The organism is Humibacter ginsenosidimutans, assembly GCF_007859675.1.
Classification (GTDB): Bacteria; Actinomycetota; Actinomycetes; order Actinomycetales; family Microbacteriaceae; genus Humibacter; species Humibacter ginsenosidimutans.
Map to the genome: position 1 here is coordinate 1,755,875 of NZ_CP042305.1, position 24,439 is coordinate 1,780,313.

Annotated in this window: 32 protein-coding genes, 1 tRNA gene and 1 pseudogene; 7 read left to right on the forward strand and 27 right to left on the reverse strand. The window is 67.2% G+C overall.

What is annotated here, in order from left to right:
* Positions 1-71: 71 nt before the first annotated feature.
* The 4 genes from groL to FPZ11_RS08260 form a co-directional block, all read right to left on the reverse strand.
* A complete protein-coding gene (groL, locus tag FPZ11_RS08245) occupies positions 72-1,691 on the reverse strand; it encodes a chaperonin GroEL (RefSeq protein WP_146319929.1) in 1,620 nt (539 codons plus the stop codon).
* A gap of 196 nt (positions 1,692-1,887) precedes the next feature.
* Positions 1,888-2,091, reverse strand: coding sequence for a cold-shock protein (locus tag FPZ11_RS08250; RefSeq protein ID WP_022900747.1), 204 nt, complete (start codon positions 2,089-2,091; stop codon positions 1,888-1,890).
* A 163-nt stretch (positions 2,092-2,254) separates the two neighbouring features.
* Positions 2,255-2,815: a LytR C-terminal domain-containing protein gene (locus tag FPZ11_RS08255; RefSeq protein ID WP_146319931.1), complete on the reverse strand. Its 561-nt coding sequence runs from the start codon at positions 2,813-2,815 to the stop codon at positions 2,255-2,257.
* A gap of 67 nt (positions 2,816-2,882) precedes the next feature.
* Positions 2,883-3,188 carry a DUF3263 domain-containing protein gene (locus FPZ11_RS08260; RefSeq protein WP_146319933.1) on the reverse strand — a complete coding sequence of 102 codons (306 nt, stop codon included), beginning with the start codon at positions 3,186-3,188 and terminating at the stop codon, positions 2,883-2,885.
* 176 nt (positions 3,189-3,364) lie between these two features.
* Between FPZ11_RS08260 and msrB the strand changes: the two genes are divergently transcribed.
* Positions 3,365-3,781: a peptide-methionine (R)-S-oxide reductase MsrB gene (msrB, locus tag FPZ11_RS08265; protein ID WP_146319935.1), complete on the forward strand. Its 417-nt coding sequence runs from the start codon at positions 3,365-3,367 to the stop codon at positions 3,779-3,781.
* Between the two features lie 2 nt (positions 3,782-3,783).
* On the forward strand, positions 3,784-4,329 hold the full coding sequence (locus tag FPZ11_RS08270; RefSeq protein WP_146319936.1) for a nitroreductase family protein: 546 nt from the start codon (positions 3,784-3,786) through the stop codon (positions 4,327-4,329).
* Between the two features lie 51 nt (positions 4,330-4,380).
* Here FPZ11_RS08270 and FPZ11_RS08275 read toward each other — a convergent pair whose 3' ends face one another.
* Complete coding sequence (locus tag FPZ11_RS08275) at positions 4,381-5,085, reverse strand: MgtC/SapB family protein (protein WP_146319938.1); 705 nt, start codon at positions 5,083-5,085, stop codon at positions 4,381-4,383.
* Between the two features lie 201 nt (positions 5,086-5,286).
* Here FPZ11_RS08275 and FPZ11_RS08280 point away from each other — a divergent pair, with 201 nt between their 5' ends.
* From FPZ11_RS08280 to FPZ11_RS19210, 3 genes are all read left to right on the forward strand, one after another.
* Complete coding sequence (locus FPZ11_RS08280) at positions 5,287-5,520, forward strand: hypothetical protein (RefSeq protein ID WP_210415987.1); 234 nt, start codon at positions 5,287-5,289, stop codon at positions 5,518-5,520.
* A gap of 143 nt (positions 5,521-5,663) precedes the next feature.
* A complete protein-coding gene (locus FPZ11_RS08285) occupies positions 5,664-6,404 on the forward strand; it encodes a tyrosine-type recombinase/integrase (protein WP_146319942.1) in 741 nt (246 codons plus the stop codon).
* Between the two features lie 15 nt (positions 6,405-6,419).
* Positions 6,420-6,593, forward strand: coding sequence for a hypothetical protein (locus FPZ11_RS19210; RefSeq protein ID WP_168203767.1), 174 nt, complete (start codon positions 6,420-6,422; stop codon positions 6,591-6,593).
* Here FPZ11_RS19210 and FPZ11_RS08290 read toward each other — a convergent pair.
* The 20 genes from FPZ11_RS08290 to FPZ11_RS19485 form a co-directional block, all read right to left on the reverse strand.
* Entirely contained in the window at positions 6,590-6,862 is a 273-nt protein-coding gene (locus FPZ11_RS08290) for a hypothetical protein (RefSeq protein ID WP_146319944.1), read from the reverse strand. The two genes, FPZ11_RS19210 and FPZ11_RS08290, sit on opposite strands and share 4 nt — an antisense overlap.
* The gene (locus FPZ11_RS08295; RefSeq protein ID WP_146319946.1) at positions 6,859-7,089 is read right to left on the reverse strand and encodes a hypothetical protein; all 231 of its coding nucleotides are present in this window, start codon (positions 7,087-7,089) and stop codon (positions 6,859-6,861) included. The genes FPZ11_RS08290 and FPZ11_RS08295 overlap by 4 nt, the downstream gene beginning before the upstream one ends.
* A 44-nt stretch (positions 7,090-7,133) precedes the next feature.
* Positions 7,134-7,754 carry a hypothetical protein gene (locus FPZ11_RS08300; protein WP_146319948.1) on the reverse strand — a complete coding sequence of 207 codons (621 nt, stop codon included), beginning with the start codon at positions 7,752-7,754 and terminating at the stop codon, positions 7,134-7,136.
* A complete protein-coding gene (locus FPZ11_RS19215) occupies positions 7,751-7,912 on the reverse strand; it encodes a hypothetical protein (RefSeq protein WP_168203768.1) in 162 nt (53 codons plus the stop codon). Before FPZ11_RS19215 ends, FPZ11_RS08300 begins: the two co-directional genes overlap by 4 nt.
* Positions 7,912-8,709, reverse strand: a complete 798-nt coding sequence (locus FPZ11_RS08305) for a tail fiber domain-containing protein (RefSeq protein WP_146319950.1) — start codon at positions 8,707-8,709, stop codon at positions 7,912-7,914. Before FPZ11_RS08305 ends, FPZ11_RS19215 begins: the two co-directional genes overlap by 1 nt.
* A 1-nt stretch (position 8,710) precedes the next feature.
* The gene (locus FPZ11_RS08310) at positions 8,711-10,465 is read right to left on the reverse strand and encodes a hypothetical protein (protein WP_146319952.1); all 1,755 of its coding nucleotides are present in this window, start codon (positions 10,463-10,465) and stop codon (positions 8,711-8,713) included.
* Entirely contained in the window at positions 10,462-10,824 is a 363-nt protein-coding gene (locus FPZ11_RS08315; protein WP_146319954.1) for a hypothetical protein, read from the reverse strand. Before FPZ11_RS08315 ends, FPZ11_RS08310 begins: the two co-directional genes overlap by 4 nt.
* Entirely contained in the window at positions 10,824-12,293 is a 1,470-nt protein-coding gene (locus tag FPZ11_RS08320) for a hypothetical protein (RefSeq protein ID WP_146319956.1), read from the reverse strand. The genes FPZ11_RS08315 and FPZ11_RS08320 overlap by 1 nt, the downstream gene beginning before the upstream one ends.
* On the reverse strand, positions 12,293-12,736 hold the full coding sequence (locus FPZ11_RS08325) for a hypothetical protein (protein ID WP_146319958.1): 444 nt from the start codon (positions 12,734-12,736) through the stop codon (positions 12,293-12,295). Before FPZ11_RS08325 ends, FPZ11_RS08320 begins: the two co-directional genes overlap by 1 nt.
* Positions 12,737-12,796: 60 nt before the next feature.
* Positions 12,797-13,240, reverse strand: coding sequence for a hypothetical protein (locus tag FPZ11_RS08330; RefSeq protein ID WP_146319960.1), 444 nt, complete (start codon positions 13,238-13,240; stop codon positions 12,797-12,799).
* Between the two features lie 16 nt (positions 13,241-13,256).
* The gene (locus FPZ11_RS08335; protein ID WP_146319962.1) at positions 13,257-13,667 is read right to left on the reverse strand and encodes a hypothetical protein; all 411 of its coding nucleotides are present in this window, start codon (positions 13,665-13,667) and stop codon (positions 13,257-13,259) included.
* A complete protein-coding gene (locus FPZ11_RS08340) occupies positions 13,657-14,016 on the reverse strand; it encodes a hypothetical protein (RefSeq protein ID WP_146319964.1) in 360 nt (119 codons plus the stop codon). Before FPZ11_RS08340 ends, FPZ11_RS08335 begins: the two co-directional genes overlap by 11 nt.
* Before the next feature lie 20 nt (positions 14,017-14,036).
* Positions 14,037-15,788: a hypothetical protein gene (locus FPZ11_RS08345; RefSeq protein WP_146319966.1), complete on the reverse strand. Its 1,752-nt coding sequence runs from the start codon at positions 15,786-15,788 to the stop codon at positions 14,037-14,039.
* Positions 15,789-16,883 (reverse strand): hypothetical protein, encoded by a 1,095-nt coding sequence (locus tag FPZ11_RS08350; RefSeq protein ID WP_146319968.1) that lies wholly within the window; start codon positions 16,881-16,883, stop codon positions 15,789-15,791.
* Between the two features lie 30 nt (positions 16,884-16,913).
* On the reverse strand, positions 16,914-17,129 hold the full coding sequence (locus FPZ11_RS08355) for a hypothetical protein (protein WP_146319970.1): 216 nt from the start codon (positions 17,127-17,129) through the stop codon (positions 16,914-16,916).
* A gap of 13 nt (positions 17,130-17,142) precedes the next feature.
* Complete coding sequence (locus FPZ11_RS08360) at positions 17,143-18,879, reverse strand: hypothetical protein (protein ID WP_146319972.1); 1,737 nt, start codon at positions 18,877-18,879, stop codon at positions 17,143-17,145.
* Positions 18,880-19,398: 519 nt separating this feature from the next.
* Positions 19,399-19,620: a hypothetical protein gene (locus FPZ11_RS08365; RefSeq protein WP_146319974.1), complete on the reverse strand. Its 222-nt coding sequence runs from the start codon at positions 19,618-19,620 to the stop codon at positions 19,399-19,401.
* Entirely contained in the window at positions 19,617-19,916 is a 300-nt protein-coding gene (locus FPZ11_RS08370; RefSeq protein ID WP_146319976.1) for a hypothetical protein, read from the reverse strand. Before FPZ11_RS08370 ends, FPZ11_RS08365 begins: the two co-directional genes overlap by 4 nt.
* A gap of 94 nt (positions 19,917-20,010) precedes the next feature.
* Positions 20,011-20,148, reverse strand: a complete 138-nt coding sequence (locus FPZ11_RS19220) for a hypothetical protein (protein WP_168203769.1) — start codon at positions 20,146-20,148, stop codon at positions 20,011-20,013.
* Positions 20,145-21,077: a hypothetical protein gene (locus FPZ11_RS19485; RefSeq protein WP_210415988.1), complete on the reverse strand. Its 933-nt coding sequence runs from the start codon at positions 21,075-21,077 to the stop codon at positions 20,145-20,147. The genes FPZ11_RS19220 and FPZ11_RS19485 overlap by 4 nt, the downstream gene beginning before the upstream one ends.
* Positions 21,078-21,562: 485 nt before the next feature.
* On the opposite strand from FPZ11_RS19485, the pseudogene FPZ11_RS20280 reads away from it, so the two are divergent.
* Positions 21,563-21,712 (forward strand): annotated as a pseudogene (locus FPZ11_RS20280) (helix-turn-helix domain-containing protein); the annotation flags it as partial.
* Positions 21,713-21,834: 122 nt separating this feature from the next.
* Here FPZ11_RS20280 and FPZ11_RS08385 read toward each other — a convergent pair.
* Both FPZ11_RS08385 and FPZ11_RS08390 read right to left on the reverse strand, forming a co-directional pair.
* A tRNA-Thr gene (locus FPZ11_RS08385) sits at positions 21,835-21,910 on the reverse strand.
* Between the two features lie 36 nt (positions 21,911-21,946).
* Entirely contained in the window at positions 21,947-22,873 is a 927-nt protein-coding gene (locus FPZ11_RS08390; protein WP_146319978.1) for a DsbA family protein, read from the reverse strand.
* A 295-nt stretch (positions 22,874-23,168) separates the two neighbouring features.
* Here FPZ11_RS08390 and FPZ11_RS08395 point away from each other — a divergent pair, with 295 nt between their 5' ends.
* A complete protein-coding gene (locus tag FPZ11_RS08395; protein WP_146319980.1) occupies positions 23,169-24,263 on the forward strand; it encodes an ABC transporter ATP-binding protein in 1,095 nt (364 codons plus the stop codon).
* Positions 24,264-24,439: the final 176 nt, after the last annotated feature.

Below are 24,439 nucleotides of genomic sequence, written 5' to 3' on the forward strand. Positions count from 1 at the left end.
GCAACGCAAGAAGGGCGCCCCGAGGGGCGCCCTTCCGCGTATGGTGCTGAGACTTGCGAGAAGCCTGGACTCTAGAAGTCCATGCCGCCCGCGTCGCCACCGGCGACCGGAGCGGCCTTCTCCGGCTTGTCGGCGACAACGGCCTCGGTGGTCAGGAACAGACCGGCGATGGATGCCGCGTTCTGCAGAGCAGAGCGGGTCACCTTGGCCGGGTCGATGATGCCCTGCTCGAGCAGGTCGCCGTACTCGCCGGTCGCGGCGTTGAGTCCGTGACCTGCCGGCAGCTCGGACACCTTGGCGGCGACGACACCCGGCTCGAGACCGGCGTTGAGAGCGATCTGCTTCAGCGGAGCCTCGATCGCGACCTTGACGATGTTCGCGCCGGTCGCCTCGTCGCCCGAGAGGTCGAGCGTGGCGAACGCCGCGTTGCCCGCCTGGATCAGCGCGACGCCACCACCGGCGACGACACCCTCTTCCACAGCGGCCTTCGCGTTGCGCACGGCGTCTTCGATGCGGTGCTTGCGCTCCTTGAGCTCCACCTCGGTGGCCGCGCCGGCCTTGATGACGGCGACGCCGCCGGCCAGCTTGGCGAGGCGCTCCTGCAGCTTCTCGCGGTCGTAGTCGCTGTCGGTGTTCTCGATCTCGTTGCGGATCTGCTGCACGCGGCCGGCGATCTGCTCCGGGTCGCCTGCGCCCTCGACGATGGTGGTCTCGTCCTTGGTGATGACCACCTTGCGAGCCTGACCGAGCAGGTCGAGCGTGACGTTCTCGAGCTTGAGACCGATCTCCTCGCTGATGACCTGGCCACCGGTGAGGATGGCGATGTCCTGCAGCTGGGCCTTGCGGCGGTCGCCGAAGCCCGGGGCCTTGACGGCGACCGACTTGAAGATGCCGCGCACCTTGTTGACGATCAGCGTGGCCAGGGCCTCGCCGTCGACGTCCTCGGCGATGATGAGCAGCTGCTTGCCGGCCTGGATCACCTTGTCGACGATCGGCAGAAGGTCCTTGATGTTCGAGATCTTCTGGTTGGCGATGAGGATGTACGGGTCCTCGAACACCGCCTCCTGGCGGTCGGGGTCGGTCACGAAGTACTGCGACAGGAAGCCCTTGTCGAAGCGCATGCCCTCGGTCAGCTCGAGCTCGGTGCCGAACGTGTTCGACTCCTCGACCGTAACGACGCCTTCCTTGCCCACCTTGTCGATGGCCTCGGCGATGATGGCGCCGATCTCGGGGTCGGCGGCGGAGATGGATGCCGTCGCGGCGATCTGGTCCTTGGTCTCGACCTCCTTGGCGGCGGCGAGCAGCTGCTCGGTCACCGCGGCGACGGCCTTCTCGATGCCGCGCTTGAGGCTGATCGGGTCGGAACCGGCCGCGACGTTGCGCAGGCCCTCGCGCACGAGCGCCTGGGCGAGCACGGTCGCGGTGGTGGTGCCGTCACCGGCCACGTCGTCGGTCTTCTTCGCGACCTCCTTGACGAGTTCGGCGCCGATGCGCTCGTACGGGTCGTCGAGTTCGATCTCCTTGGCGATGGACACGCCGTCGTTGGTGATCGTGGGGGCGCCCCACTTCTTGTCGAGCACGACGTTGCGTCCGCGCGGTCCGAGGGTCACCTTGACCGCGTCGGCGAGCGTGTTGAGCCCACGCTCGAGGCCGCGACGCGCCTCCTCGTCAAAAGCAATGATCTTTGCCATGTTGTTTCTCGTCCCTCCCGGACGTTACGCGAAAGATTCAATGGGTTAGCACTCAGCAGAAGTGAGTGCTAATACGATTCTGGCACTCGACCACCGGGAGTGCAAGACGAGGCATTCGTGTGCGTGACTCTCCTTCGGACAGACACGAAAAAGGAGGGGCGCCGCGTCTGCGGCACCCCTCCTCTGCTCTTGATCGTCAGGCCGGTCGAACCGATTCTGCCTGGGGACCCTTCGATCCGGTTCCGACCTCGAAAGTCACTTGCTGACCCTCTTCGAGGACCTTGTAGCCGTTCATGTCGATTGCGGAGTAGTGAACGAAAACGTCCTGTCCCCCACCATCGACAGTGATGAAGCCGTAGCCCTTCTCAGCGTTGAACCACTTGACGGTTCCGTTCGCCATCTATTACTCCCATTGCCCTTCAGCAACGCCGCATGGTCGCGCACGTTGAACCCCGATAGTAGCGGCACACAAGTCTCACGACGAGAGGTGTGTCCAGATTGAGACAATCCATGACTTCAGCGGTGGTATACGCCCGGATGACCGCGGCTTCGGAGGGCTCGACCTATTGATGAGTCGGCTTGTAGTCCGCCCCGATGACCACAGTGATGTCCGCGCCGGAGGCGGCGAAGTCCTGCGTCTCCTGGAGCGGCGCATCCGCCAGTTCCTTCGACACGGCCATGGCGGCCGCCAGGTTCTTGGTGTCCGAGTAGTAGACCGTCGTCGTCTTCACGTCGGTCGAGCTCGCGTTCGCGGGTGTGATCTTCTCCCAGCCCGCCGCCTTCAGCGTGGTGGTGGCATCCGCCGCGAGCCCCGCGGTATCGGTGCCGTTGAGCACCATGAGGTTGAGTGCGGGATTGACGGCGGGTGTGATCGTCGGGGTGGGTGTCGAGGTCGGCGTCGGGGTCGCAGAGGCGCTGTGCTGGAAGGGAAGGTCGACGTTGAGCGTCCCGTTGATCGCGAAGATGCCGAGCGCTCCGATACCGACGATCACGACCACGGCTCCAGCGCACCAGGCGACCCAGACCCAGCCGTAGCCACGCGGTCTTGGCGCACGATGCGCACCGACTCGTTCAAGGTCGTCTGGCACCTGATCGAAGCGATCGGCGGGGAACTTCTCTGCCATGGCCTTGGTGGGGGTTCCTTGACGTCGGGCGGGGGCTTCCGCTGATGGGTGGAGTTCGGCTCGATGCTCAGCGCGGTGGGCGCAGTCGCTCCGTACGCGCCTCGAGTCTGTCGGCGCGCACTCGTTGCAGGCGACGCACAAGCATCGGATCGTGCACGAGTGCGGCCGGCGACTCGATCACGCGGCCGAGAAGCTGATAGTACCTGGCCGCGGAAAGTCCGAACTGAGAGCGGATCGCCTGCTCCTTGGCCCCTGCGTGCTTCCACCCGCGCGCCTCGAAATCGAGCACGGCGCGGTCCCGGTCGCTGAGCCCGGTCGCCGGGGCGGGGCCGACCGGGGTTCCGTCGGCGCCAGCTCGTTCCGCTTCTCCCACGGGACCACCTCCTACCGACCAGCGCCATTGTAGGTTCGGCGCCGAGCTGAGGATGCGTCGACCTGCCGCGCCGCGCCGATCGCGTTCGCCCGTCACACGGAACAGCACCGGGGTCCCGATCGTTAATCTGGATGAGTGCGCCGCCGCGCGTGCACTCCATCAGAAGGGAAGCTGACATGGCCTACACGGTGTCGAGATCGGACGACGAATGGCGCGAGTCGCTCAGCGACGAGCAGTACGCCGTGTTGCGTCAGGCCGCGACGGAGCGCCCGTGGACGGGCGAGCTGCTCGATGAGGGCCGTGCCGGCGTCTACACGTGCGCAGCATGTGGGGCCGAGCTGTTCAAGAGCGGCACCAAGTTCGACTCGGGATGCGGCTGGCCGAGCTTCTACGAGTCGGTGCGCCCCGAGGCCGTCGAGTTGATCGAGGACGCGTCGCTCGGCATGGTGCGCACCGAGGTGCGCTGCGCGAACTGCGGCTCGCACCTTGGACACGTCTTTCCCGACGGCTTCGGCACCCCCACGGGCGACCGCTACTGCATGAACTCGATCTCACTGGCCTTCTCCGCCGACGACCAGCCCTCCGGCGACTAGGCATGTCGTCTGCACGTGACGCCCTGGCCGCTCGCAGGTCGAGGTCAAAGGTGACGGATGCCGCGCCCTCCCACGAGGAGATCCTCGCCGCCGCGGCCGTCGCGGGTCGTGTCGCCGATCATTCGTCGCTTCATCCGTGGCGACTGATCGAGCTCAGAGGCGAGGCTCGCGCGCGTCTCGGCGAGGCGATCGCGCGGGCGGAGGCATCCGACAGCCCATCGACGAAGCCGCTGCGAGCACCCCTGCTGATCGCGATCGTCGCCGCGAGAAAGCCGAGCACCAAGGTGCCGCACTGGGAGCAGGATGCCGTGGCATCCGGCGTCGCCCACATGCTGAGCCTGCTGCTCGACGAGGCCGGATGGGGCGTGATGTGGCGCACGGGCCACTACACACGCTCGGAGTCCGTCGCCGCCATGCACGGTCTGGGCGACGACGAGCGGCTGCTCGGCTGGCTGTACGTCGGCGGACGGCTCGACGCGAAGCCCGGCAAAGGCGATGGGGCGCCGAAGCTCCTCGACGCTGAACGGTTCGTCAGCGTTCTCGACTGATCCATCGAGGAACGCACGACGTCCTCGGACTCCGCGTCGCGCTCTCGCGGACTACTCGAGGTCGCTCTCCGAGAGGAGCTGCACGCTGTCGACGCCCGCGATCCCGGCCAGAGCCTCGAGAAGGCGATGGGTGTCATCCGGCCCGTTGAGTTCGAGCACCATCGCCGTGACGCCTTCTTCGGCGACGCGGTGATCGACGCGACTCACCACCCAGCCGCCGCTCGTGATCGATCCGAGAACGCTGCGCAGAATACCCCGCCCCTCGCGGTAGACCACCTCGAGCTGGAGTTGGGCGTCCCTGCCGCGCGGGAGCACCCGCGCGAACGCCGTGAGGCCGTACGCCACCACGAAATGCAGCGCCGTCACCGCCACGGCGAGCAACCAGAGCCCGGCTCCCGCCGCCATGCCGATCGCGGCCGTCTCCCACACCGACGCCGCCGTCGTCAGCCCGCGCACGGCCCCGCGCCTGGTGAGGATCAACCCGGCGCCGAGAAAGCCGATCCCGGAGACGATCTGCGCGGCGACCCTCGACGGGTCGAGCACAACGTGATCGGAGAGCACGTCGGTGAAGCCGTACTTGCCGACCAGCAGGAACAACGCCGACGCGGTTCCGACGATGGCCTGGGTGCGCAGTCCCGCGCTCTTGCCCCTGAGTTGGCGCTCGAGGCCGACGAGGGCGCTCAGCAGGAAGGCCAGGCCGAGTTCACCGACCTGCAGCCATCCCTGCCCTTCGAACACCGGAATCGCGTGAGTCATGAGAGCCGACTGCGAGGCTCGAACTCGCGACCTACGCTTTACAAGACCGACACTTGGAGCCTCGACAGCCGTTGTCACGCTAGCACTCCTGCTCGCGGCGACTAAGGCAGTGCGCGCGTGTCAGGTCGCGCCTGACGCTGAATCGACCGACACCGATGGGCGCGTGTGATGGGGCGTCGGACGGTTGAAACGGGCGAGTACGTGGCTTTCGCACGGCGGATCATCCGGGCTGCTGGTGAGCGTGTCGCGCAGGCCGACGACTGGGAGCTGTCCGAACTGCTGTCACTCCGTGACGACGTCGAGGCTGCCATCGCGCGCGGCGTCGAAGGGCTGCGCGAGCAGGGCCATTCGTGGCAGTACATCGGCACGGCACTCGGCATCCGCCGACAGAGCGCGCAGGAACGCTACGGCCGTGGCCCCAATGCGGGGGCCTAGCACACGTGGATGACCCAGCCCCAGCGCTACCGTCCGACGGTGTGCACCAACACCTGACCGTTCTACTTCCCTTGCTCGCGCACTGGAGACTCTGGCAGGAATCGCAGGGCCTGTCTGAGCGCACCATCTATGACCGTGCGTGCGTGATCACAGCCCTGTTCGAGCATGCCGGCGTCGCACCGCTGGAACTCACTCCGTTGCACATCATCGCGTTCGTGGCTCGCGAGGGGCTGTCGCAGGCGTCGAGGGCGTCGTACCACGCCAGCATCCGGGCATGGTGCAAGTGGCTGATGTGGAACGACTACCGAGCCGATGACCCGTCCGTGAAGACACCGCGCCCAAAGCGCCCAGCGGGTGCACCGAGGCCGATCCTTGACGAGCAGCTCGTACGCCTGCTGCGCGCTGCGAACCGTCGACGCACGCGCATGATGATCCTGCTCGCGGCTCTCGCCGGGCTACGCATCCACGAGGTGGCGAAGATACACGGCCGAGACCTCGACCATTCGAGCGGGGTTCTGACTGTGACTGGTAAGGGCGGCAAGACGGCGATGATCCCGTTGTCCGACGAGCTGCTGCGTGAGTGCGAGTCGTGGCCCACTGACGACTGGTGGTTCCCGTCGTACGGTTCTGCCACGCTCCCCCACGTGACGCCCGGCGCGGTCGGCGCGGCTATCTCATCGGCGATGCAGCGGGCCGGGATCGTCGGCACGCCGCACCAACTGCGCCACTGGTACGGCACCGCGCTATTGAAGCGGGGCGCCGACCTGCGGCTCGTGCAGGGCCTCATGCGTCACGAGTCGCCGGCCACGACGGCCCGGTACACGAAGGTCGACATGGAGCAGCTGCGCTCCGGCATCGCCCGCCTGTCTCTGCCGGCGGCCTGAGCTATTCTCACGACCATGACTGACGACACGACTACTGCACGCTGGGCGCCCTCGCACGAGAAGGCCGTCGAGCATAAGCTCGACGGCCTTCAGCGCAGGCTCTCGTGGATCGTGGGCGGCGTGTGGGTTGTTGCGCTCGTGGCCGTGATCAACTTCATCATCGACCTGGCGTTCACACTCGCGCGCTAGTCGTCGCCCTCGTCAAACAGCCCGGCGGGCGGTTTGGGCGGTGGCGGCGGTGATCCACGGTAGATGTGATCTACCAGCTCACGCGTGTAGAGCCACCATGCCCGCTCGCGGTGCTCGAGGCGGCTGATGCGCTCGAACGCTCGGGTGGTGCGGCGGGCATGGTGGGTGAGCACGGTGACGCCGGCTCCGATCGCGGCAGCGAGGATGCCCCCCATGGCAGTGATGATCGCGATCACTTCACCCTCGGTGACCACGGTCGCCGTGCTCACTTCTTACTGATGTGGGCTGCCGCGGTGATCGCCCCGAGCGAGGCGAGCGACGTGGCTGCCGCGTGAAGGATGTTCGGCAGGTCGAGCGGGCGCCCGGCGAGGTCGAACAGTCCGACGGCGAGCGGTGCAGCGGTGCAGTAGATCACCGTGCGCCACCCTGTGGGCAGCGTCACCGGCTCGGCCGGAGTGGTGTCCACCGCGCTCGCGCTCGTGGTGTTGTCGGGCATGGTTGCTCCTTTCGGTATGACGACGGCCGCGCGCGAAGGAATGCTCATGCGAGCCCGCTGATGACGTGCTGGAGCGCGGCGATCTCGCCTTCGTCGGTGTAGGTCGGCACGCCGGCCGGGATGCCTTCGCCGATGTAGTGCGCGACGCCGCCGGAGACGTAGTAGCTGCCGCCGCGTCGTGCGCCCTTCTTGCCAATGATTCCGATGAGCATGTCTGTGGTTCCCTTCGTGTTGGTGCTGATGGTCGTGGTGGTGCCGAGGTTGACGACATCCCAGCCGCCGAGCCAGTCGGTCCATCCCTCGTAGTGGCGTCCGCCCCACGAGGCTTCGATGTCGGCGATGGTGGTGCGGCCGGTGAGGCCGGCCGAGGGCTTGTCGGTGGATGCGGCGTTCTGGCCGCCGAGCGAGTAGCAGATGTGCCCGTCCGCGGTGCCGTTCGAGAAGCGCAGGAGCGCGCCCGCGGGTGGGTTGCGGTCGCCGAGGTGTTTGCGGGATGCCGGGCACCGGTTCCACCAGTCCTTCGCGGTCTGGTAGGCGCCGGGGGCGTCGCTGGTGCCTGCGCCGATGGTGTCCCACACGGCTTCGAGGCACATGCCGGTGTCCCAGTGGCCGGCGGCGAGTAGTCGTGCTGCGCCGGCCTGCCCGTCGACTTTTCCGAGGCTCATGATGCGGGTTCTCCTTCTGTGGTGGGGTCTGCGAGGTTGGTTTGGATGCCGGTGCTCGTGCCGACGATCGAGAACGTGTCACCGGCGATGTTGAGCACGGCATCCGGGGAGCTGATCGTCTGGTCGAGGGAGCCCGACACGATTCGGATCGTGGCCATCACTGCACCTTCGCTTCGAGCGCGGCGATGCGTGCCTGCTGCTGCTGCACGATGGACCACAGCGCGGCGACGATCTTCTCGTAGTGGAGTCCCTGGAGGTCGCCGTCGGCGTTCGTGTACGTGAACTCGGGGATCCCGGCGTCGACGAAGTCGTCGGCGATGAAGCCGACTTCGGTGGGGGCGTCGTCGCCGAGCTCGGCCACGGCTGACTTGTAACGGAACTTCACCGGGCCGATACGCTGCAGCAGGTCGAGCGGATATACGACGGGCTGAATGTTCTGCTTGCTGCTGCGCACCGATGCCGACGCTCGCAGGGTGCCGTCGCCGTTGAAGTAGGCGGCGACGTAGTTGCTGCTGACCTGCGAGTTGCGGCCACCTGTCGAGATGAGGATGCCGCCTGCGACGGACAGGTTGCCGCCGTCGGTGTTGATCGTGCCGCCGTTGGTGTCGATCGCGTGCCCGGCGAGCTGCAGCGGGAACGTCGTCGCGTCGACCACGCACTGCACCTGCGTGCCGGACCACTTGAGCTGAATGTTGTTCGCTGATCCGGTCTTCACCGGCGTGTACCCGAGAGCGGGCTGCGCGCCGAGCGCGGTGAGCGCGTCGGCCGCGTTCGTGGCTCCGGTGCCGCCGGCCGTGACGGGCACTGCGCCGCCTGCGATGTTGGAGAAGTCTGTGCGCAGTCGGCCGGCGACGTAGTCGCGGGTCAGGTTGATCTCGTCGTATCCCTGCCGTCGGTCGGCTGTGCCGGAAACGACTGCCATTCCGTCTGCTGCTGCGGCGTCGCCGTGTGCCATCTCAAACCACCTCGCTAATCCATGAGGCTCCGACCGGTGAGTCGAGCCAGGTTTCGTTTTCGGGAAGCTGTACCCACGCCGACGGCGGGGTGTCGATGAGTCCGCGCGTGCCGACGGTCATGGTGTCGGCCGAGAAGTCCCAGGACACGCTGGAGGCGTACCCGGTCTGATCGGTCGTGCCCGGCAGCGTGGCGGACGCTTCCATGCCGGGCGTTGCGGAGTAGTCGACGGCGGCAGTCAGATCGAGGGTGCGGCCTTGGCCTTGCACGCGGGAGAGGATGTACGCGGCCGCGCCGGGCCCAGGATAGGGGCGCGTGTATTGGACGAGCATGGTCTTTTGCGCGCTGTCTTCGGCAGCCGCGTCGTATGCGGTCTGCTGCGCGCCGGTGCTGTCGGTCCACGTGTACTTGACGACGACGGCGTCGCACCATAGCGGTGTGCCGTCGGATGCGACCGCGTCGAGGCTGATCGTGTCGCTGGCCGAGTAGGCGTTGAAGCCGGTCGCCACGGTCACCCGACCGTCGAGTGAGTATGTGTTGTCCACGAGCCGCCACACCCGCTGCTCGTCGCAGAACAGGCGTAGGTGGGCCTGGGTGAGCACGGGCCCTATGAAGTCCCATGCGTCGTCTCCGGGCTGCCAGGTGAGGGCGCTTGGGTCGCGGCTGACGAGCGGTGTGCGCGTGGAGGTGGATGCGTTCGCGTTGCCCGTCCACGTGTACGTGTAGAACGCGGTCGCCGCGCTCGCGCCGTCCCAGTAGGCCAGCGGCGTGACGCCGTCTGTTTCCAGCCCGTCGCCCTCGACCAGGAGGAAGGCGTTCCACCGCACCTGGCCGATGGTGTTGCCGAGGTAGGCGCGACCGATCACGGCGGTCGCGTCGGCCGGCACCGTGAACGTCACGCCCACCTGGGTCGGGGTGTTCACAGTGTTCGGCAGCTGCGCGGAGTGGTACTCGACGGTGCCGCCGAGCGATGCCGCCGTGACGAAGATGGTGATGGTGCGCTCACGGGCACCCTGCGACGTGCCGGTGCACTTCACCTTGACGTTGCCCCACCCGGAGAGCGTGTATGTCTTCCCCGCCTGTACGCCGTTCTGGAGTGCTGCCGTGTTCGGGTCGAGCTTGAGGTAGCTGTCGGCGGTGGTCGGGTTGTAGAGGTTGCCGCTGTGCGTGCCGGCGACGAACCAGCTCGTGTCCGCCTTGTCGACGGTGCAGTTCACGGCCGCGTATCCCTGCAGGGACGTGATGAACGTTGTGGCCGGGTCGGTCATCATGTTCGTCAGGGCGGTCGTCGTCGTGAAGTCGGCGTCTGCGTCCCCGGCGGCGAGGCTCGCGCCGATCTTCGCCAGCAGCACCTCATTGACGATTGACCGCACCGATGTCTGGTGTGCGAGCGCGGACGTGTCCGGCGTGGTCGAGATGAGCCCGTACGACTGAAGCAGCGCCTCATCCGACGCGAGCGTGAGCTCCACCGTGTCCTCGTTGTGGTCGATGGAGAGCGACCGCACCGACAGGTTGAACGTGCGGGACGACTGCGCGACGAACGCTCCGCCTGAGAGCGTGGAGCGTGCCGCACTGATCGTCACGCGGGCATCGCCGCGCGGGTCGAGTGCGGTCAGGGTCGCCGCGTTCGGCAGCGCGATCGTGAGGTCACTCTTCGCGTAGGGCGCCCAGGCCTCGTCCAGTGTCACGGACCCGGCCTTGACGTCGAGGGCGATGTCGCCGACGACGGCCGAGACAAGGTGCAGTGCGATCGTCATACGCGCACCTCTTGGAAGTCGACGGCGACCAGCCAGCGGCGCAGGGTCTGCGTGTCGAGGGTGCGGTCGATCTTGCCGTCAGGTGCGAGCACGTACGTCATCGCGAGCGTGGTGAGACCGTCGGGCACGTAGGTGATGACGACGGCACCCGAGTGGAGTGCTTCGATCGCCTGCGCGGATGCCTCGTCAGCGCACAGGAACGTGATGGTGCCGGCGCGCAGGCCGGCGGGATACAGCGTCACGTCCTGGTCTGCGCGACCGATCACGTCGTGCCCGATGTTGTGCGAGGGTCGCACGTGCTCGGGGCTGAGCACCCGTAGCGGGGTGAGCGTGGTGGTGCCGTCGCTTACGGTGGCCATCAGAAGACTCGCCTTCCTGCCGAGGTGACGAACTCGACGCCGACGCGGATCGGTGCCTTGGAATTCCACTTGTCATAGGTGCGCTGCGCGTCGGAGTCGTCGGCACCGACCTTGACCTTGGGGCCGTCGATGGTCTTGGGCATGGCCTTCTTCGCGGCGTCGACGTACGCGCCGGAGTTGTCCTTGCCTGCCTCGCCCCAGATCGTGCGGAGGTTCGCCTGCTGTGCTGCTGACGCGTTCTTGTAGGCGTCGAGCAGGATCGACGCCTGATCGGCGCCGAGTGATTCGATGTAGTTGGTGGCATCCGCGCCCAGGCCGCCGCCGAGCGTCTTGAGGTTCTCCTGGTACTCCTGGAGCGCCTTCTGCTTCGCCTGCATCGCGGCGATGTACTTCGACGTGTCGAACACGCCGGTCTCGGAGTCCACGTAGTCATCGACGCTGCTGGCGGCATCGTCATAGGCGTCGTTGACGCCCTCGATGAGCTTCTGCTTCCGTTCCATGGCAGCAGCGCCAGTGTCGGCGTATTCCTGCTCTTCCTGGGCTGCGGCCTTGTTCTTCTTACGAACCGCTTCGAGGGCGGCGATCTGATCCTGGTAGCCCGAGACGGCCTTGTTGTTCGCGTTCGAGAGCGCCGAACCGAAGTTGCCATAGTCGGTGCTCGCCTCCGCGGCCTGTCGACTCAGCTTCTTGAGCATGGTGATCTGCTCATCGAGCTGGTCGCCCCCGGCGGCGTAGGCAAGCGCGAGGTCTTTGAACGGCACGCTGAGCTGCTTTGCCTGGTCGTGAATTTTCTTCAGGCTCACGGCCGTGGGATCGGTCTCGGTAGCCATCTTCTTGAGCTGGTCCACGATGTAACCGATGGAGTGCTGACCCTTGGAGCCGGTCTCGATGAGGTCGGTCGCGAGGTCCGCCACGTCCTGGCGGAACTGCTGCGTGTCCTCATCTGCTTTGCCGAGGGCGCCGTTGATGAGCCCGATGCCGAGGGCGCCGGCCGCGCCGGCCGCGAGCCCGACGGGTCCGAGCGAGGCGACGAGTCCGCCGAGGGTGCCCTGGATGCCGTCTACGAATGACTGTGCTGAGCCGTCGAAGCTGGAGAAGGTCTCGGCGGCGTTCTGCTTCGCCTCGTCGCCGATCTCGTGAATGGTCTCCTTGGAGAGCTTGGTCTTCTCGCGGGTGCTCAGCTCGAAGCTGCGCCCGGTGTCGTCGTCGGCCTGCTTCGCTGCGCGTGCGGCTTTCTGGTAGTCGCGCTGCATCTGCTCGGTGGCCTGCCGAGTGTCGTCGCCGAGCTTGTCGGTGGCGCGCTGTGCGTCCTTCAGCTCGCGTTCGAGCTGGTCGGCACCCTTGTTCTTGCCGAGCCCTTCGAGCGCGTCGTCGGCGTCCTCTACGGGCTTGATGATGCCCATGCGCACACCTTGCTCGAACAGGCGCGTGTCCATCGCGGCGGCGATGGTGTAGCCCTTGGATGCCATCAGTTCGTTTTCCCGTCGAGTGCGTCGTAGAGCGAGCGGCCACAGGTTTGGATCACGAGCGACGTGACGCGCGGGATCGCGTCGTCAACGGCGGGGAACACAACCTTGCCGGCCTGCTTGCGCGGGCCGAACGCGCTGCCTGCGCGTCGTAGGTAGCTCTTGCCCTTGGGGCTGTGGGTGGAGATGTACGAGCCGGGCGACATGCCGAACTCGGTTGCGGCGGCGAGCGTGCTCGCTGCGGTGCCCGTGCTGAGCTTGCCGGCGGTCGCTGACTTGAACTGGATGTTGCGCGCGGTGACGGCGACCTTCGCCGTGCGCACGAGCACAGCGGACTGCAGTCTGGTCGTGGCCCGCTCGGCCAGCTCTTCTTTCCAGATCGGGGTAGCGTCCTGGCGTGCGGCGGCGAATAGGTGCCGGCGCGCGTCGGCATCGACTCCCCGCAAGCGAATCAGGAGATCACGTAGCGGGGAGTCGATGAGGAGACTGATCTGGGCGGGCATGTGTCAGGCAGCCGCTCCGAAGTCGGGCTGGCCGAGCACGGGCAGTGTGCCGGACGAGGTTGCCACGGCGCCGATCTGACCGCCCATGCCGACGGGAACACCGATCACGTCGAACTCGGCGACCGATGCCGACGTGTCGGAGAGGTTCGGCGTGAGCGTGAAGTGCAGCGTCTCCCCCACGTGCGAGTTGAGCACGTCCCACAGCGCGCCGGCCGTCGTGATGTCCTGCGCCAGCTCCAGCGAGCACGACCAGTCCGGGTCGGTGATGTCCTTGAAGACGGAATCGGGCGTGCCGCCCTGCCACGTCACGATCGACACGTTGGGGTCGACGGTGGCCTTGGAGATGTGGGCTTCGAAGTCGCCGAGGTCGGCGGGCTCGGCAGCCTTGGTCTTGATGTTGAGCTTGGGCCGCTTGAAGATGTACGGCTTGACGGCGATGACAGTCACGGTGGTGTGCTCCTTGTCAGTTGGTGGAGGTGAGGACAGCGAGGGAGACGCGCCACACGAGCTGGCCCGTCTCCATGCGCTGTTTCTTGGCGGTCGACCATGCGACCTGGTCGGCCTGGTCGACCGCGACGATGAGGTCGAGCACAGCCTTGTCGGCGTCGTCCTCGCCCTTCTTGTTGTCGGTGGACGCGACAGAGACGACGAGGTCGAAGTCGCAGAACACGGTGCCCTGCGGCAGCGTCTGCCCGTTGTAGTCGGAGCTGATGCCGGTGAACTCGGTGTAGAGCACGGGCACGAGCTGCTTCGCTTGCGGAGTGTCAATGTTCGGCACCGTCTTCCAGTCGGCGGGCAGCACCGGCTTGAGCACGGCGTCGAGGGTGGCGCGCACGTTGTCGAGCCGCGACGCGGCGATGGTGTCAGAGGACATCGGGTTTCCCGTCGATGGGGCGGATGATGGTGCGGATCGTCTTGTCAAGCGGTCGCGGCGTGAAGCTGAACCCCTCGGGGCCGACATCGCCGGTCGGGCTGGCGCTGCCGGCGTTCCAGAGGTTGATGGTCTGCTGGAGCTGCGCGTACACGAGGCGGGCAGGCGGTGCCGCTTCCCAGTCCTCGCCGTCGGGCGGGGCGGGAGCGAACGCGAGCACCTGCGTCTGGGCCACGTCGAGGATCATGGCGAGCAGGTCGAGGTTTTCGACGGGTGCCTCAGGCCATGCCGCTTCGAGGCGCTCGACCTGTTCTTGCGGCTCGGTGGTGTACCAGGTGATGGTGGTGGCCACGTGTTCGCTCCCGCCTATGCTCAGGCGCTCTTGGTGCCGACGAGCACGAGCGACTCGGGGCGTACGACGAACGTCTCGAGGTAGCCGATGACGGCCTTGTCGACGCCGCCCTGTGCGATGTTGAGGGCGTCGATCTGGATCGGCGTCTCTCCCTGCTCGCGGAACTCGATGGCGGCCTTCGCGCCGACGATGACCTGCGGCTTGGTGGCGTCGAGGCCGGCGAAGAAGCTGTCGGCCGCCTTCACGATCGTGACCTTGCCGTCGGCGTTCGCGTCGCCGGTGCCGGCCCCGATGCCGAATGACACGTACTCGGGCACGAGGTCCTTCGCCGTGTAGAGCAGCTGCTTCCACGCGGCCGGGTTGACGATCGAGAACGAGGCGGTGTCGTCGGCGTCATAGACGGCTTCGATTCCCTGGATGACCATGCCCATCGCGCCCTCGTAGTCGTGCCCGTCGACGGACGGGTACGTGTCGGGTGCGACGAGGCGGTCGAGCGCTGCGGCGCTCTTCGAAGCGGCGAGGAAAACGCTGCTGAGCGCGTCCTCGTCGGTGATCTTCGCGTAGGAGTCGACGACGCCTTCGAAGAATGCCTGGAGCACCTCGGCTCCGCCTTCGAGGTCGTACCACTCCTGGGCGATGTCGGCGGCGTAGCCGTACGCCTGTCGGGTGCTGGAGGTGAGCGACGTGCTGGCGGTGCCGGAACCGATCGCCGCCTTGTTGCCGGCCCACTGGGTGACGAGTGCGGTGCCCTGCGCGAGCTTGAATCCCTTGCGCCCGCCGAGCTGGATGCCGCCGTACAGGTGCGTGAGCAGGTCGAGGTACTTGCGCTGGTAGCGCCGCCCCTGCCAGAGGCGGCCGACCCATGCGGGCTGGAGGATGCCGGAGTTGGCTCCGGTAAGTCCGCCGGCCTTCTCGACGGTGATGTCGGAGAGCGCGGCGAGCAGTGTGGTCGCGTCCTGGTAGGCGGGATCGTTGCTCGTGCCGGCCTTGATGGTCGCCATGCTGGCGAACACGCTGCCGAGGTCAACGACGGGCTCTTTGGTCGGGGTGTTGCCGGTCGGTGCTCCGGCGAGCAGCGTGGACGCGACGGGGCGGACATTGCCGGGTGCGGCGTTGGCCATGATGGTTTCCTCCTCAGGGTCTTCCTCGTCGGTCTCTTCGACCGGCTCGGCGGGGTTGTCGTCGGGTTCTTCGACGGTGTTGGTGACGGTGGTCTCGGTCGTCGTGCTCGTGCCGTCGGCCGATGTGGTGGTGGTGGAGTCTTCGACGCGACGCCAGGTGACGCCGTTCTCGTCCACGTACTCGGACTCGTAGTGCCCGCTGGTCTCGGTGTCGTCGGCGGCGAGCAGCGTTGCGCCGTCGAAGGCGGGGTGCTCGACCACTGCACCGGCGAACAGGACCGCGCCGGGCAGCGCCTTGCCGCCACGGATGCGCACGTTGGCGACCTCGGCGGAGAGGTTCTTCCGCTTGCCGCTCTTGGCGTCCTGGTAGGCGCGTCGGCCGGCGGGCGTGTTCGCGAACTTGAACGAGCTGTAGACGCCGTCGGACTGTTCCCAGACTCGGGAGAACGCGCCGATGACGTTCTCGCGCTTGTGCTCGACGTTGAGGCTCATGCCTGTCACGTCGGACGGGAGCGCGATGTCGCCGGCCGAGAAGGTGAAGGTGCCGAGGCTCGATCGGGACTCGACCCCGTAGGGCACGAGCCGTCCGGTGGCGGTGAGGTCTTCGCCGGAAAAGTCGAGTGTTCCGGCGTCGATGATGACGGTATTCATTCAGTCCTCGCTGGTGGGATCGGTGTTCGGCTCCGGGAGCGCGAACATGTTGGACAGGTCGCCCCGGATCGAGAGGCCGGGGTCGCAGATGTCATCGAGGGACATGCGCGCCTCGAACGCGAGCGTGAAAGCCTTCGCAAGTCCGAAGTCCCACAGCTCGTTTCGGCTGGCGCCGTTCGCCACGCCGGTGTACTTGACGTTGGAGGTGCCTGATCCGCCTTGGCTGACGCCTTCGAGAAGGCTGGCCGGCGTCTGAGTGTGGTTCGCGATGTCGAGGCGGACGGCGTTGCGGCCCGACTCGAACAGGTCGACCTGGGTGTCGTGGTAGTCGACGGGGTACTCGGCGACCTTGACGGCGACGCCGCCCTTCTTGCGCCCTTCGATCCACTGCGTCTGGTAGGCGCGACGCTCTTCGGGCGTCCACTGGTGCCAGTCATCCTTGGGGATGCCGAGCGTGGTGAGCGGTACAGGGTTCTCGAGGCGGTCTTTATAGGTGGCCTCGATCTGGCGTGCCTCGCGGAGCGTGTCCACGGCGTCGATGAGTAGGCCGTTCTCGCCGTACCCGACCGGGATCGCGACAGGGAACTGGGTGTAGTCGGCCGGCACGATGTCCTCGTCAACCCACACCTCGCCGGTGCTCGGGTCGATGCCCCACGCACCGAAGGGCACGTGCAGGCAGTCGGCCTCCGGGTCGTGCGGATCGGTGTTGAAGCTCAGGCATCCCCACCCGTTGAAGAACAGGTCGGAGCCGAGGCCGTGCATCCGGTGGTAGGGCGAGACGCCAGAGTCCGAGGTCGTGAGCCAGCGCGGCTGGGCGGCTGCCGGCGTCGCGTCGTCCATGAGCTTGAACGGGATGCTGGCGAACTGGCGCACGTGGATGCCGTGCGCTCGCTTCACCCCACCGATCCGGAGCGCAACGTCGCGCACCATCGGCGCGTCACTGCCCTCGACCGCGTCGCGGAACAGCTGTTCGACCGCGAACTGGGTGAGAGCGTCAGTCGGCGCCCACGGCGAGGCGACCGCGAGCGGCATCGTCGCCCGCGATCGACTCAGCTCGTACGCCTTGCCGATCTTGCTTCGCGTGAAGATTCCCACGTGTTCGAGGCTCCGGACGATCCTCACATCTCACGAATGCGCGGCGTGTCGGGCGCGCTCTTGACGCACTGTGCGCGCGTGCCGTTGGCGGTCGTCGCCGGTGTGTTCGCGCTCTTCGTGAGCGCATGCGGCGTCCCAGGCGTCGTCCTTCACGAACCGGGAGGCGCGCCACCAGGGGTGCTCGGTGCAGTAGATGACGATGAGCGCGGCGGAGCAGTCGAGCTTGATCGGTGACGGGTTGGGCATCGTTGCGGGTCTCCTAGTTGAACTCGATGACGGCACCCGGGGTGAAGGGTGCGGTGGGCCGGTCGGGCAGCGCGTCGACGGCGAGGGCAATGGCCTCAAGTGACGTGCAGTCGGCCGCGTCGTCGCCTCGTGGCGGGCGGAGTAGGAATCCCTGTCCCATTGACTGGGCGACGGCGACCTCGGCGGCCTTGTCGAGCGGGGCTTGCTCCCAGTGGATGATGTCGCCGCGTTCGAGCCCGTTGACGAGCTGCGCGTGCGCGACCTTCACGTCTTGGAGCTGGTAGGTCGTGGTGGCCGGTTTCGGTCGCGCCCGTGCCAGCATCCGTTCTACGACGGCCCGCGAGTTGCTGGTGCCGTGGTCGTAGACGACGGGCGTGTTCAGGCGGCGGGCGTAGGTGAGCAACACGCGCTCCAGACCTTCGACGCCGCGCTGGTGGTGCACGAGTTTGACGGCCACGCGGTGCGGTTCCTCGTGCTCGGTGCCGTCGAGGTCCCATGCCATGGTGGCGAAGTCGGCCGGCGGTTCGTAGTGCCATGCGACGGCGACGGATGCCCAGGCGCCGAATTTGTCGACGGCGACGGCGAGGCTGCCGGTCGTGATGCCGTGCGGGTGCTCGCCGGGCTGCTTGCCCTTGCGCCACGCGGCCGAGGTGATCGCGGTGCGGGTGCCGGTCTCGTCGCCGAAGTGCCCGCAGTATTCGAGCGCGAATCGATCAGCGCCGAGGTCGGGGAAGTTGGATTCGATGCGAGCCAGGTTGGTGAGGCCGTCGAGGCCGGGGTGGAGCTTGTCGATGATGGGGCCGACGGTCGCCCAGTCGAGCAGCAGCGTGGGGTCGATGTCGTCGGGCACGCCGTATCGCACGCGGCCGGCGTCGGCATCGTGGAGCGTGGACCAGAAGTATGAGCCCTGCCGGTACCTGCCGCCTGTGCCTGCGAAGACGAGCTGTGCGCCGCGACCTTCCTCATCGACTCGGGTGTCGAACGAGGGCACGACGGCGGCGATGATGTCTTCCCACATGTCGGGCTCGGCCTCGCCGCTCTCGTCCATGATGAGCAGGTCGTAGGCGCCGGATCGAACCTCGTCGCCCTTCGGTGCGAGCACGTCGAGGTTCGAGAAGTTGGGGAACGCGATGCCCTTGCCACCCTTGCCGTCTTCGACCTTGAGCGGGCGAGTGGTCTTGTCGCGCCACTGCATGAGGATCGGGTTGCGCACGTCTTCCTCAAAGCGCTTCTCGGCGCTCTTCGCCTTGGTCAGCATCGTGTAGCCGGCCTGGTACTGGGGCCGCATCCAGCACCGACCGATCGCGACGCACCACAGCGATGTGGTCTTGGCGCTTCGGCGCGGCTCCAGCACCGCGTTCCTGAATCGTTCGGCGTTGAGCACGTCGGCCGTGATGAGCATCTGCGGCTGGAGGTTGGCCAGCAGCGAGCCGCCGAGTCTGCGCGGCACAACCTTGTCGAGCACCCACGCGCCGACGAGGAACTCGACGCGGCCCTGGTAGGTGGTGACCATCGGCGACACGTCGGACGGATGCCGGCCCGAATCGCGCTTCGCGACCCATGCCGCCTCATCGAGAAGAGGGTGCGCGAGCACGACCGGGGGAATCGGAGTGCCGTCCCAGTCGTGGGGATCGGGCTCAGCGTTCTGGGGATATACAAGTGAGCCGTTGGCGTGGGTTTCACTGTCTCCCACTAAAAAAACGGCGTTGCCCTGTTCGGATTCTACAGGCTGTTCAGTCGCGGTAGTCATAGTTCCCATGTCTGGACGTCACGTGCGGGCGGTCGGCGGTTGGTGATGGCTGCACCCATGCGGCCCCCGTCGGCACGGTTGCCGACGCACGAGGCGGTCGCGTGGCGGTGCTCGGGTGCGAGGTTGTCGAGGCCGTGCCCGCCGTTGGGATCGCGGTGCCCGACATCGAAGGGTTGGCCAGGAAGGATCGAGCGACGGCAGCGCCAACACGTCACGGCCTCGCCACGTGTGTGCAGGGTGCGGACGCGGCCACGGATGATGCGGGCGTTGCGCTGGTACTCGGGTGCGCTGTGCTTCGCGGTCATAGCCGAGCGCCTGCCTTGTCGTCGGCATCGCGGGCAGCGAGGCAGTCGGCGCAGGTGACGCGGCTCCAGTCGGTGGTGATGCCCACCCGCGTGCGGATGCCGCGTCCGCAGTAGGCGACGCCACGCGACGTGGTGCCACAGACTCGCGATGCGTTCGGCGTCGAGACTGAGGGTCGCTTGAATGTGTCGCGCCACTGCTTCATCGGTCCCTCGCTCATTGCTCTACCCCTGCCAGGTGTGCGTCGCGTAGCGCGTTCAGCTCGGCTTGCGTGTAGTCGTGGCCGGGCCGCCACACGGTGCCGTCGGGGCCAGTGAGCCGGCCGTCGCTGCGGTAGTTGCAGGTCATGCACCACCCGCTGATCGGGTCGAAGTCGTGCACGTGCGGCACGCGGGGCCGATCGGCACGAGGTGCGTGCTTCGCTGTCGTGCGGCTCATCTCCATCGCCTCTCGATGAGTGCCTGCTGTTCGAACGCCTCGAACGTGATGCGAGGGTGTGTGCGCCAGTGCTCAATCAGCTCGTCGGAGGCGTAGGCGTAGGCGCGCACGGCCGGGCCGAGGAACAGCGAATAGGCATCGATGCCAGCGCGTCGACCTCGACGGTTGAGCAGCTTGCCTCGCGTGACTTCTTCGGCCCGCTCGTAGGCGGCTTGCAGCACGAGGTCGTAGTCGGCTCGTATCTCCGCCCACTGGTCGAGGAATGCAGCGAACGTGGCGGACCGGGATCGGCTCATCTGTGCGACCTCCACACGAGCACGGCGTAAGTCGCCCAGGCCAGCGCCGCGGTGGGCAGCAGCACCCACCACGGCGCGGCGAGGTCGAGCGGCTCTACCATGCGGCACCGACAGTTACGAACGTGCCGGCCACGATCGCCAGCACGACGGCGACGAGCGAGCCGATGAAGGTGAGCTGCTCGCCGACGGTCCAGTCGGTCGGCCGGTGAGTGCTGCGGCGGCGGTGCCTCATGCGCCGACTGCGATCATCTGGTCAAACAGCTCGATCGCGGATGCCTGGAGCTTCGCCACTGTCGGCGCCAGCGCGTCCCGTGCGGCGTCCCGTGCGGCGTCCCGTGCGGCGGCCCGTGCGGCGGCCCATGCGGCGGCCCATGCGGCGTCCCATGCGACGTCCCATGCGGCGTCCCATGCGACGTCCCGTGCGGCGTCCCGTGCGGCGTCCCGTGCGGCGGCCCGTGCGGCGGCCCATGCGGCGGCCCATGCGGCGTCCCATGCGGCGTCCCGTGCGGCGGCCCATGCGGCGGCCCATGCGGCGTCCCATGCGACGTCCCATGCGGCGTCCCATGCGACGTCCCGTGCGGCGTCCCGTGCGGCGTCCCGTGCGGCGGCCCGTGCGGCGTCCCGTGCGGCGTCCCGTGCGGCGTCCCGTGCGGCGTCCCATGCGGCGGCCCATGCGGCGGCCCATGCGGCGTCCCCTGCGGCGTCCCGTGCGGCGGCCCGTGCGGCGGCCCGTGCGGCGGCGGCTTTGCTCTGCGCTGCGGTGATGGTGGGCATCGCGGCTTGGAGTGTGGCCCCATTGGTGATCGGGTCGAGGTCGGTGAAGCCACTGGAGTCGATGCCTGCGAGGTCGAGCCAGGCGGGCAGGTAGGTGCGGATGAGCCAGTCCATGGCGAGGAATCCGCGTGCCTGGTCGGAGGCGTACTGGTCGTCGGTGCCCATGATGAGCGGGAGCCTGGTCTTGAGCTGCTGCCGGTCGGTGTCGTTGAGCGCGTCGTTCAGGCCGCGCCCGAAGGCACCGAGCACGGGCGAGACACAGGCAGGTCGGTCGCTGAACGGCTCGCCCGCGACATAGGAGGCGGCTTCGAGGAGACACGTTCCCTGGCCCTGGTTGTCGTGCGCCCCGTAGGCGAGCGTGATGGTGTCGAGATCGATGGTGGTCATGATGTTCTCCGGTTGCTTCGGTGGTGAGGGTGGACGGGAGGTGCGGCCCCCTCCATGACTGGAAGGAGCCGCGAGACTCGTGCTTCGGCGGAGCCGGGCATCGGTCGTTGCGGGCGCGTCTCTCGATCGCGCTACTGACAGGCCCCCGGAGCGGGCTTGAATGTCGGGGAGAGCGCCCGGTCGTACCACTTACCGCTCACCCGTCCGGGTCGGTGTTGGCATCTGCCAGCGGCTCGCACTGGTCAGACGTGCGGCCGTCCGCACACTTGGTCCCCGGTCGCCTCCCGGGTCTCCCAGCGCATCGGACTCGTCGACTGCGCTAGGTGCTCACGCCGTTGTGAGCGGGGTTTCCCCTGCCGGGTGCGCTGGTGGTGGGCGTGCCTCGGTTGTTTGCATGCGCCCAAGATTGAGGCGTGCGACTCAGACACGCAGGCATTCGAAACGGCGTGTCGCAATATTGGGCGCGCTACCATCGGCCTATGAGCATGACGATTACGTGGACGCTCGGTGAGCTGATCGCGAAGGCACGCAAGGCTGCAGGGCTCGACCAGGCCGACCTCGCATCCGCGGTTGGGATCGCCCGAAACTCGCTATCGAACTACGAGACGGGCCGCTCGGTCCCGCCGTTCGACGTGATGGTGCGCATGGCCACGGCCTGCGACGTGAGCCTCGAATGGTTCGCGACGGCCGTTAACGCCGAAACCCCTGCCGGCACGGTTCGTGCAACGGCAGGGGTCGGTGAGCTGCGGACGTTCTTTGGAGCCGACTGCGAGGCTCGAACTCGCGACCTACGCTTTACAAGAGCGTTGCTCTACCAGCTGAGCTAAGTCGGCACGGGCGCTGACGCCCGAGTCACCATCTTACGGTCTTCAGTTGGTCGCGGTCGGCGTCGGGGTGGGCGTCGCCGTGCCCGTCGACTTGGAGTCCGAGTACGTGTCGGCCTGCGCCTTGACGATGAAGGCACGGAACTCGTCCGCGTCGGTGAGTGAGCCCTGATACTGCTTGCCGTTCACCAGGACGAGCGGTGTTCCCTTGAGCTGCTTGACCGTCGAGTTCGGGATCGGGCCGGCCAGCGTGCGGTCGAGAGCGGTCTGCGCCCACGACTCGTAGCGACCGTCGTCGATGCACTTCGAGACCGAGTCGTAGGTCTTGACCCCGGCGTCCTTCACCAGCTGCTTGATCTGCTGGTCGGTGAGGCCCGCCGTGTTCTCCTGCGGTTGGTGATCGAAGAGCTCGCGATTGAACGCCCAGAACGAGTTCGGATCGTAGTTGGCCACGCAGGCCGCGGCGTTGTCGGCCCGCAGCGAGTACTTGGTTCCGTTGGAGTGGCTTGCCAGCAGCGGGATCGGGTGAATCTCGATGGTCGCGGCCCCGCTGTCGACGAGCTTGCCGATCTGGTCGGCGTTGGTGCGCTCGAACTCACCGCAGTATGGGCACAGATAGTCGACGTAGGTCACGATCGTGACCGTCTTGCCCGACGAGTCGAGCTTGTTCGCGACCGGCTTCGCGTCGGGGTCGGTCGCGGCCGTGTGCTGCGCCTTCATGTCCTTGCCGATGAGGATGCCGTCGCTCGCCATGTTCGCCGGCCCCGGCGACGGCGCATGGATCGACGACACGATGACCACGGCGACCACGGCGGCTGCGGCGATGACAACGGCGATGATCGTCGACCGCACGGCGGCGCGACGGCGGCGCTCCTTCTTGCGGTGCGCCTCGCGGAGTTGACGGGCCTTCTCGCGCGCTGCGGCACGGCGCTCACCGTTCGACGGCGTGAGCGCAGGATCGCCGTTGGTCATTCGATCTCGCTTCGGGTGTGGAGCTCGGGAGGGGAGGACGGCGGACCACGGCTGCGCGTGGACGCCTCGAAAGATGTTAAGGGCGCACTCTGGGAAATGCCCAGACGGGTGCTGGAGATGACTCGCACGTCGGTGCAACGAATGCTGCGATCCCGCCTGACCCTACGGCCGCCGATTCGCCCGCTCGCGCACCGTGACGTAGCATCGGTCAAGGTCATCGGCGACCGATGGTCATACAACATCCATCACAACGGATCGTCCGGCACGTACCTGCCGGTGAAGGAGACATAGAACCATGGCAACAGTCACGTTCGACGATGCGACGCGCATCTATCCCGGTGGCACGCGTCCTGCCGTCGACAAGCTGAATCTCGACATCGCCGACGGCGAGTTCCTCGTGCTCGTCGGCCCCTCCGGTTGCGGAAAGTCCACGTCGCTCCGCATGCTCGCCGGCCTCGAAGAGGTCAACGAGGGCAACATCTTCATCGGCGACCGCAACGTCACGGATGTTCCGCCGAAAGACCGCGACATCGCCATGGTCTTCCAGAACTACGCGCTGTACCCGCACATGACCGTCGCCGAGAACATGGGCTTCGCGCTCAAGATCGCGGGCGTCAAGAAGGAAGAGCGCGCGACCCGCGTTCTCGAGGCGGCCAAGCTCCTCGACCTCGAGCCCTACCTGAACCGCAAGCCGAAGGCGCTCTCCGGTGGTCAGCGTCAGCGCGTCGCCATGGGCCGCGCCATCGTCCGCAGCCCCCAGGTGTTCCTCATGGACGAGCCGCTGTCGAACCTCGACGCCAAGCTGCGCGTGCAGACCCGCACCCAGATCGCGTCGCTGACCCGCCGTCTCGGCGTCACCACCGTGTACGTCACGCACGACCAGACCGAGGCCCTCACCATGGGCGACCGCATCGCGGTGCTCAAGGACGGCGTCCTGCAGCAGGTCGGCACCCCGCGCGAGCTCTACGCAGAGCCCAACAACGTGTTCGTCGCCGGCTTCATCGGCAGCCCGGCCATGAACCTGTTCACGGCAGACGTGACCGATGGCGGCATCCAGTTCGGCAGCGCCGTCGTGCCGGTCGACCGCGAGGTGCTCGCCAAGGCGGGCAAGCAGGTCACCATCGGTGTTCGCCCCGAAGACGTCGTCGTGTCGACGACGGCGAGCAACGGCCTCACGGTGGGCGTCGACCTCGTCGAGGAGCTCGGCGCCGACGGTTACCTCTACGGCCACACCACGGTCGACGACAAGCGCGTCGACATCGTGGGCCGCGTCGACGGACGCGTGCACCCGAACGCCGGCGAGACCGTCTACATCACCCCGAAGCCGGGCCACGTGCACGTCTTCGACGCCGAGAGCGGCGAGCGCCTCGGCGGCGCCGTGGTCGACTGACTTTCGGCAGGCTGACACAGTCGCAACCAAGAACGCCCCCGGCCGCGGATCTCTCTCCGGCCGGGGGCGTTCTTCGCTCTCATCGTGCGGCCGGCGATGGGGCCGAGACGTCAGAAAATGCGGTCACGACGCCGCTGCGACCGCATTTTCTGACGTCTCGACGAGTCTCGGTCCGG